At 69.4% G+C, this 8774-nt stretch carries 7 protein-coding genes; all 7 read right to left on the bottom strand.

Annotated elements, in window-relative coordinates:
* The coding region (locus CVO76_RS01100) for an ATP-binding cassette domain-containing protein (RefSeq protein ID WP_208740383.1) at positions 1 to 1309 on the bottom strand (1309 nt) is incomplete at its 3' end.
* A 125-nt stretch (positions 1310 to 1434) separates the two neighbouring features.
* Positions 1435 to 2553: a multiple monosaccharide ABC transporter substrate-binding protein gene (chvE, locus tag CVO76_RS01095; RefSeq protein WP_133080295.1), complete on the bottom strand. Its 1119-nt coding sequence runs from the start codon at positions 2551 to 2553 to the stop codon at positions 1435 to 1437.
* 58 nt (positions 2554 to 2611) lie between these two features.
* The gene (gene araA, locus CVO76_RS01090) at positions 2612 to 4126 is read right to left on the bottom strand and encodes an L-arabinose isomerase (protein ID WP_208740382.1); all 1515 of its coding nucleotides are present in this window, start codon (positions 4124 to 4126) and stop codon (positions 2612 to 2614) included.
* Positions 4123 to 4851 (bottom strand): L-ribulose-5-phosphate 4-epimerase, encoded by a 729-nt coding sequence (locus CVO76_RS01085; RefSeq protein WP_208740381.1) that lies wholly within the window; start codon positions 4849 to 4851, stop codon positions 4123 to 4125. The genes araA and CVO76_RS01085 overlap by 4 nt, the downstream gene beginning before the upstream one ends.
* Positions 4848 to 6566: a ribulokinase gene (gene araB / locus CVO76_RS01080; RefSeq protein ID WP_244186134.1), complete on the bottom strand. Its 1719-nt coding sequence runs from the start codon at positions 6564 to 6566 to the stop codon at positions 4848 to 4850. The genes CVO76_RS01085 and araB overlap by 4 nt, the downstream gene beginning before the upstream one ends.
* Positions 6567 to 6717: 151 nt before the next feature.
* Complete coding sequence (locus CVO76_RS01075) at positions 6718 to 7719, bottom strand: LacI family DNA-binding transcriptional regulator (RefSeq protein ID WP_244186277.1); 1002 nt, start codon at positions 7717 to 7719, stop codon at positions 6718 to 6720.
* Between the two features lie 67 nt (positions 7720 to 7786).
* Positions 7787 to 8593: a carbon-nitrogen hydrolase family protein gene (locus tag CVO76_RS01070; RefSeq protein ID WP_208740378.1), complete on the bottom strand. Its 807-nt coding sequence runs from the start codon at positions 8591 to 8593 to the stop codon at positions 7787 to 7789.
* Positions 8594 to 8774: the final 181 nt, after the last annotated feature.

Here is an 8774-nt window from a genome sequence, read left to right as displayed (position 1 = left end):
GGGTGGGCTCGTCGAGGATCAGGACGTCGGGGTCCGAGAACATCCACTTGGAGAGCACCACCTTCTGCTGGTTCCCGCCGGAGAGCTTGCCGGTGATGGCGGTGACGGTCGGGGCCTTGATGTTCATGGACCGCCGGTACTCGCCCGCGACGACGGCCTCGCGGCCGCTGTCGACCCAGCCGCGCTTCGCCAGCTTGCCGAGGGCGGCACCGGAGACGTTGCGCTTGATGTCGTCGATGAGGTTGAGCCCGTACTTCTTGCGGTCCTCCGTGGCGTACGCGATGCCGTGCCGGATCGCTTCGCCCACGGTGCGCGCCGTGATCGGGGCACCGTTCTTGTAGAGGGTGCCGGTGATGTTGGAGCCGTAGCTGCGGCCGAAGATGCTCATGGCCAGTTCGGTCCGCCCGGCTCCCATGAGGCCGGCGATACCGACCACCTCGCCGGCACGGACGGCGAGGTTCGCCGCGTCGACGATCACCCGGCCGCTCTCCTGGGGGTGGTGCACCGTCCAGTCCTCGACGCGGAGGACCTCCTCGCCGATGGCCGGCGTGCGCTCGGGGTAGCGGCTCTCCATGTCGCGTCCCACCATGCCCTTGATGATGCGCTCCTCCGTGACGGAGCCGTCGTGGAGGCTGAGCGTCTCGATGGTGCGCCCGTCCCGGAGGATCGTCACCGAATCGGCGATCTCGCGGATCTCGTTGAGCTTGTGGCTGATGATGATGCAGGTGATGCCCTCGCCGCGGAGGCCCTTCACGAGCCCGAGGAGGTGCGCGGAGTCCTCGTCGTTCAGGGCGGCGGTGGGCTCGTCGAGGATCAGCAGCTTCACGTTCTTCGACAGCGCCTTCGCGATCTCGACCAGTTGCTGCTTGCCCACGCCGATGTCACCGGCCCGGACCACCGGGTTGAGGTCCAGCCCCACGCGGCGGAGGAGCTTGGCCGCCTCCACGTTGGTCTCGTTCCAGTCGATGAACCCGCGCTTCTCGCGCTCGTTCCCGAGGAAGATGTTCTCCGCGACGGACAGGAAGGGGGAGAGGGCGAGCTCCTGGTGGATGATGACGATGCCGTCGCGCTCGCTGTCGCGGATGTCCTTGAACTCCGCGACGGAGCCCTCGAACTCGATGTCGCCGTCGTACGTCCCGTGCGGGTAGACGCCGGACAGCACTTTCATGAGGGTCGATTTCCCGGCCCCGTTCTCTCCGCAGATCGCATGGACTTCTCCACGCGCGACGTCGAGGTTGACGTCCTGCAGTGCCTTCACGCCAGGGAAGGTCTTGGTGATGCGGCGCATCCGGAGGATGTTCTCCGCCATGGTCGAGCCTCGCTTACTTGAGTGGAAGTCCCGGCATCGGCCGGGCGAGGTACAGCACCTGTGGCTCCGGACCGGGAGGGTACGGAGCCACAGGCTGAGGGGGTGCTACGGGTGCTGCGGGACGGCTACTTGAGCTCGTCCTCGGTGTAGTAGTCGGTCTCCACGAGCGCGGCCTCGTAGTTGTCGACCGTGACGATCTGCGACTCGAGCAGGTAGGACGGCACGATCTTCTCGCCGTTGTCGTACGTCTCGGTGTCGTTGACCTCGGGCTCCTCGCCCTTCATGAGGTCGTCCACCATGGTGACGGCCTGCTTGCCGAGCTCGCGGACGTCCTTGAAGATCGTGGAGTACTGCTCGCCGGCGATGATCGACTTGACGGAGCCCACCTCGGCGTCCTGGCCGGTGACGACGGGGAGGTCGTCAGCGGAGTAGCCACCGGAGGTCAGGGCGGAGATGATGCCGATGGACAGGCCGTCGTAGGGCGAGAGGACACCCTCGAGCTGCTCGCCGCCACCGACGGTGAGGAGGTCCTCCATGCGGTCCTGAGCGGTGTCGGGGAGCCAGCGGAGGATCGCCGCCTGCTCGAAGTCGGTCTGGCCGCTGGGCACGCGGAGCACACCGCTGTCCAGGTAGGGCTGCAGCGTCTTCATGGCGCCGTCCCAGAAGAACGTGGCGTTGTTGTCGTCCGGGCTGCCGGCGAAGAGCTCGACGTCGAACGGCCCTTCCTCGCCCGTCTCCTTGCCCTCGGCGTCGAGGATCCCGAGACCGGTGAGCAGCGAGGTGGCCTGCTGCACGCCGACCTCCTCGTTGTCGAAGGTCGTGTAGTAGTCCACGGTGTCCGACCCGTTGATCAGGCGGTCGTAGGCGATGACGGGGATGTCCTGCGACTCGGCCTGGTCCAGCACGCTCGTGAGCGTGGTGCCGTCGATCGAGGCGATGACGAGGGCCTTCACGCCGCCGTTGATCATGTTCTCGATCTGGCTGACCTGCGTGGGGATGTCGTCGTTCGCGTACTGGAGGTCCACCTCGTAGCCGAGGTCCTCCAGCTGGCTCTTGACGTTCTCGCCGTCGGCGATCCAGCGCTCGGACTGCTGCGTCGGCATGGCGACGCCGATCTTGGCGCCCTCGTTGGAGCCGCCTTCTGCTGCGGCCTCGTCCCCGCCGCCCCGGCTTCCGCCGCATGCGGTGAGGCTGAGGGTCAGGATGCTGGCGGCCGCGATGCCGGCCAGGTATTTCCGATTCATGGTGGAACTTTCTTGTGTGGAGTTTCCGGCGACAGTGCCGGCTTTCGGGGAGTGGCTTCTAGAGTTTCTGCGCCAGGCGATAGTACGCGGCGTTCCAGCGCAGCTCACGCTGGAAGTCCCGCAGCTTGGTGTCGGCGTCGATGCGCAGCAGTTCGACCTCGGCGATGTCCGCGAAGTCCTCGAAGACCTCGAGGCCCACCGCGGTGGTGAGGACGGTGTGGTGGGCGGCGCCGGCGCTCAGCCAGGCCGCTGCGGAGGTCTCGAGGCTCGGCTCCGGCTTCCACACTGCGCGCGCGACCGGCAGGTTGGGGAGCGGGGCGTCGGGCGGGACCACCTCGACGGCGTTGGCCGTCAGGCGGAAGCGGTCCCGCATGTCGGACATCGCGACGACCACGCCGGACCCGGCGTCGGTGTCGAACACGAGGCGCACCGGGTCCTCCTTGCCGCCGATGCCCAGCGGATGGACCTCCAGCGTGGGCTTCGACGTGGTCAGGGTAGGGCAGATCTCGAGCATGTGCGCCCCGAGGATCTTCTCCTCCCCCGGCACCAGGTGGTACGTGTAGTCCTCCATGAGGGACGCGCCGCCGGGCAGCCCCGCCCCCATGACCTTGGCGGCCCGCACGAGGACGGCGGTCTTCCAGTCACCCTCGGCGCCGAACCCGTAGCCGCGGGCCATGAGCCGCTGGACGGCGAGACCGGGCAGCTGGCGGAGGGCCCCGAGGTCCTCGAAGTTCGTGGTGAAGGCCCCGAATCCGCCCTCCTCGAGGAAGGACAGCAGCCCGAGCTCCTGCCGGGCGCCGTAGCGCAGCGACTCGTGCCGCTCGCCGCCGCGGCGGAGCTCGGGGACGACGTCGTACGCCTCCTCGTACTCGGCCACGAGGGCGTCGACGTCGGCCTCCGCCTGGGCGTCCACGGCGGCGACGAGGTCGTTCACGCCCCACGTGTTGATCGAGACGCCGAAGCGCAGCTCGGCCTCGGTCTTGTCACCCTCGGTGACGGCGACATTGCGCATGTTGTCACCGAAGCGTGCCACCTTGAGCTCGTGGACGGCGGCCCAGCCTGCGGCGGCGCGCTGCCAGGAGGAGATCCTGGCGCAGACGCCGGGGTTGGACACGTGCCCGACGACGGTCTTGCGCGGCACACCGAGGCGGGACTGGATGTACCCGAACTCGCGGTCGCCGTGGGCGGCCTGGTTCAGGTTCATGAAGTCGAAGTCGATCTCGTCCCAGGGGAGCGCGACGTTGATCTGCGTGTGCAGGTGCAGCAGCGGCTTCCGGAGTGCGTCGAGGCCCGCGATCCACATCTTCGCCGGGCTGAACGTGTGCATCCAGGTGATGACCCCGATGGCGTTGTCGGCCGCGTTGACCTCCAGTGCCATCCGGCGGATCGACGCGGAGTCCTTGAGGGTCGGCTTCCAGACGACCTTCACGGGCAGGCCCGAGTCCCCGAGGATCCGGACGATCTCCTGCGACTGCTCCGCGACCTGCTGCAGGGTCTCCTCCCCGTACAGGTCCTGGCTGCCGGTCAGGAACCAGACTTCGTAGGTGTCGAGGGTCGTGCTGAGGGGGCTCATGCGGGGGCTCCTGGGATCGAGGGCTGACCGTACACGTTCTGGTAGCGGTCGAAGAGGGAGTCGACGTGCTCGGGCTGGATGCCCGCCGGGGCGCCGAGCTGCCGGGAGATGTGGACGGTGCGGGCGACGTCCTCGAGCATCACGGCCGCCTTGACGGCGTCCTTCGCGTCCTTGCCGATCGTGAAGGGTCCGTGGCTCTTCATGAGGACCCCGCGGGAGCGGTGGCCGGTGAGCGTCTCGACGATGCCGCGGCCGATCGAGTCGTCACCGATGATCGCGAACGGGCCCACGGGGATCTCGCCGCCGAACTCGTCGGCCATGGCGGTGATGACGCAGGGGATCGGTTCGCCGCGTGCGGCCCACGCGACGGCGTAGGTGGAGTGCGTGTGCACCACACCGCCGACGTCGGGCATGTTGCGGTACACGTAGGCGTGCGCCGCGGTGTCGCTGGACGGCGACCGTTCCGATCCGGGGGTGCCCTCGATGACGTTCCCGTCGAGGTCGCACAGGATCTGGTTCTCCGGCGTCAGCTCGTCGTAACTGACGCCGGAGGGCTTGATGACGAACAGGTCGGCGCCCGGGACGCGGCCGGAGACGTTCCCGCCGGTCCAGACGACGAGTCCGTAGCGCACGAGTTCGGCGTGCAGGGCGGCGACGTCCTTCCGGACGGCATCGATCGCGGCCTCGACCTCGGGGCCGAAGGAGCCCGTGGACACGGCGCTCATGCCGACACCGCCTGCGGGGTGCGGGCCGCGCGGCGCAGGGCCTTCAGCCGGTGCATGACGTCGTTGGTGCCGCGCCCGAAGTAGTCGTGCAGTTCGGTGTACTCGCGGTACAGCGCGTCGTAGGCGGCGGCACGCTCCGGGTCGGGCGTGTAGGCGGCACGGTCCAGATGGCCCATCGCAGCGGCTGCGGCGTGGATGTCCGGGTAGGCGCCGGCGGCGACGGCGGCATGGATCGCCGAACCGAGGGCCGGCCCCTGGGAGCTGCCGATGACCGAGAGCGGCATGTTCAGAACGTCGGCGTAGACCTGCATGAGGAACGGGTTCCGGATGAGGCCGCCGGCGGCCACGAACTCGGTGACGGGCACGCCGGAGGCGTTGAAGGTCTCGACGATCTTCCGCGTGCCGAACGCCGTGGACTCCAGCAGGGCGCGGTAGACCTCGTGCGGCTTGGTGGCGAGGGTCAGGCCCACGACGGTGCCGGAGAGCTCATGGTCCACGAGGACGGAACGGTTGCCGGAATGCCAGTCGAGGGCCACCAGGCCGTGCGCCCCGACGGGCTCGGACTGCGCCTGTTCCGTCAGGTACTCGTGCACGCTCAGGCCCTGCGCAGCGGCAGCGTCCCGAATCTCGCCGGGCACCTGGTTGGCCACGAACCACGCGAAGATGTCGCCGACACCGGACTGGCCGGCTTCATAGCCGTAGAAGCCCTCGACGATCCCGCCGTCCACGACGCCGCACATGCCCGGCACCTCGCTGAGCCGGTCCGAGTTCATGACGTGGCAGGTCGAGGTGCCCATGATGGCCACCATCTGGCCGGGATCCGTGGCCTGCGCCGCCGGGGCCGTGACGTGGGCGTCGACGTTCCCGACGGCCACCGCGATCCCTGCCGGCAGGCCGGTCCAGCCGGCAGCCTCTTCGGAGAGCGAGCCCGCCCTCGAGGCGAGTGCGCCGATCGTGTGCTCCACCTTCTCGCGGGCGAAGCCTGCGAACCCGGGGTTGAGTGCGGCGAGGAACTCCTCGGACGGGTAGGCGCCGTCCTGGTAGATGCCCTTGTAGCCGGCGGTGCACGCGTTGCGCACGTACTCCCCCGTGAGCTGCCAGACGATCCAGTCGGCGGCCTCGACCCAGTGGTCCATGCGGTCGTACAGCTCGGGGTCCTCCTCGAGCAGCTGGAGGCCCTTCGCGAATTCCCATTCGCTCGAGATCAGTCCGCCGTAGCGGGGCAGCCACGCCTCGCCGCGCTCGGCGGCCAGGTCGTTGATGCGGTTCGCCTGGCCCTGCGCCGCGTGGTGCTTCCACAGCTTCACGTAGGCGTGGGGCCGGCCCTCGTAGCCGGGTACCTCGTTGAGGGGCGTCCCGTCGGCGAGGGTGGGCACCATGGTGCAGGCGGTGAAGTCGGTGGCGATGCCGATGACGTCCTGCGGATCGATACCCGCCTCCTGCACGGCTGCCGGCACGGCAGTGCGGAGGACGTCCACGTAGTCGGAGGGCACCTGCAGGGCCCATTCGGGCGGGAGCTGCTCGCCCGTGGCTGCGAGCGTCGAGTCCATGACGGCGTGCAGGTACTCGAGCGTCGAGGCTCCGAGTTCCGCGCCGTCGGAGACACGGACCACGACGGCGCGTCCGGAGAGGGTGCCGTAGTCGACACCGATGACGTAGGTGGGCCTGCCGGCCGCCCCTGTGGCCGGGTCTGCGCCCGGGATGGAGTCACTCAAGGGAAGGACCTCTTTGTTCTTCTCGGGAGACCGCGATGCAGTGCCCTGATGGATCGTCGATGCGATGCGCCGTTCATGTGACCGTTCACATTGCGGTTCCCAGTGTAGGGCCCGATCGGTGGGGCGTGTCAATGGCGGAGGAGGAGGGCCGTCAGGCGGCCGGCGCGGCCGTCGACGCCCGGACCACGAGTTCCGGTACCACGTCCGGGGCCGCGCCCGCCTCGCCGGCCGCATCCGTCCCCACCGAGCCGATGAGCGCCAGCAGCCTCGCCATGCAACGCCGCCCCAGCTCGGGGAAGTCCTGCCGCACCGTCGTCAGGGGCGGGCAGTAGTGCGCCGCCTCGGGGACGTCGTCGAACCCCACGACGCTGACGTCCTCGGGCACCCGACGTCCACCTTCACGGAAGGCATGGAGCAGTCCGAGCGCCATCTGGTCGTTGGACGAGAAGACCGCGGTGATTTCCCTGTCCGCCGCGAGGGAGCGCCCTGCCCGGTACCCCGACTCGGCGGTCCAGTCGCCGGAGCGCAGCACCTCCGGTGAGCGGCCCCAGGCCTCCATCTCACCGCGGTACCCCCGCACCCGCGCCTCCGTCTCGAACCAGCCCTCCGGTCCCGCGATGTGCGCGATCCGCCGGTGTCCCAGCTCGAGCAGGTGGCGCGTCGCGAGCGCGGCGCCTCCCGACTGGTCCACCGACAAGCGGTGATCGTCCTGCGCCTGCGCCGAATGGACCGTCACGAACGGCAGCGTGATGGACAGGCGCTCGATCTCGCCGAGGGTCTGTGTCTGCGGGGCCAGGATGACGAGCCCGTCCACGCCGTGCGCCAGCAGCCGGTCCAGGGCCGACCGGATGGAGCCGCCGTCGAGGTCGTCGAGGTGCGCGATGTCGACGGCGTACCCGGCCTCGCGCGCGGCGCTGTCGATGGCCTGCAGGCTCGCCGCCGGCCCGTACTCGAAGCCCTTGCCCACGAGCACGCCGATGGTGGTGGACCTGCTGGTCACGAGCGCCCGGGCTGCACGGTTGGGACGGAAGCTGAGCTCTGCCATCGCGGCCAGCACGCGGTCCCGCGTCTCGGCCCGCAGGCTCGGGTGGCCGTTGAGGACGCGGGAGACCGTCTGGTGCGAGACCCCCGCGCGGCGGGCTACGTCCCTGATGTTCGCGGCACGCGCAGGCTCGCCGGGTCGGACCCGGCGGTCCGCCTCGGTACCGGGATCCGCTGCGTCAGTGGGGGTCGACAATGGCGTCGTTCCGGGCGAAGCGCCGGTTCCGGAGCACCGGCAGGAACTCCCGGACGTCGTCGACCCTGCGGCGCGTGACGTCCGTGGTCACGATGCCCCGCTCCTCGTCCTCGAGGTGCGCCTGCGGGACGCCCATCGGGTCGATGATGGCCGAGTGGCCGATGGTGTGGCTGCTCGAGGTGCCGGCCGCCGCCACCCACAGGGTGTTCTCGATGGCCCGCGCCTTCAGCAGCGTCTCCCAGTGCTCGATCTTGTGCTCGCCCTTGAACCACGCGGCCGGCACGCAGATGAGGTCGGCCCCGGCATCGGCGAGCGCGCGTGCCAGTTCGGGGAACCGGACGTCGTAGCAGGTCATGAGTCCCACCCGGAGGTCGCCGACCTCGGCGATCTTGATGCCGCCGTCACCCGGTTTGATGGCCGTGGACTCGGAGTAGCTGAAGGCGTCGTACAGGTGCAGCTTGCGGTAGGTGTCCACGATGCGGCCGGTCGCGTCGATCAGGACGAGGGTGTTGAAGGGCCGCTCCTCGCCGCTGGGCTCGTACCCGCCGGCCACCACCGCGATGCCGTGGTCGGCGGCGAGGAAGGACAGCTGCTGCACGAAGGTGGTCCAGTTCGCCTCGACGGCTTGGTGGAGGTCGCCGTCGAGCTTGCCGATGGCGAACATCGACTCCTCGGGGAAGACGATCAGCTCCGCGCCTTCGCCCCGGGCCTCCGCCGCGAGTTCCCGCATCACGGCGAGATTCGCCGGGGCGTCCCCACCCGGCCGGAACTGACCGACGCTGACCTTCATGTTGCCGCCCTAACCGTGTGTGCCGACGTCCACCCAGCGTACAGACTCCGGCCCGGCGGGCCGGAGTACCCTTTCGGCATGAGTATCCCCTTGAAGAGCAGGCGTGTGCCACCCGGGCCAGGACAGGAGTCCGTCTGGGACTATCCGCGGCCTCCGCGGGCGGAACGGACACCGGCGGGCA

The organism is Arthrobacter agilis (assembly GCF_002953615.1).
GTDB classification, from domain to species: domain Bacteria; phylum Actinomycetota; class Actinomycetes; order Actinomycetales; family Micrococcaceae; genus Arthrobacter_D; species Arthrobacter_D agilis_B.
This window is presented reverse-complemented; position numbering and strand designations above follow the sequence as displayed.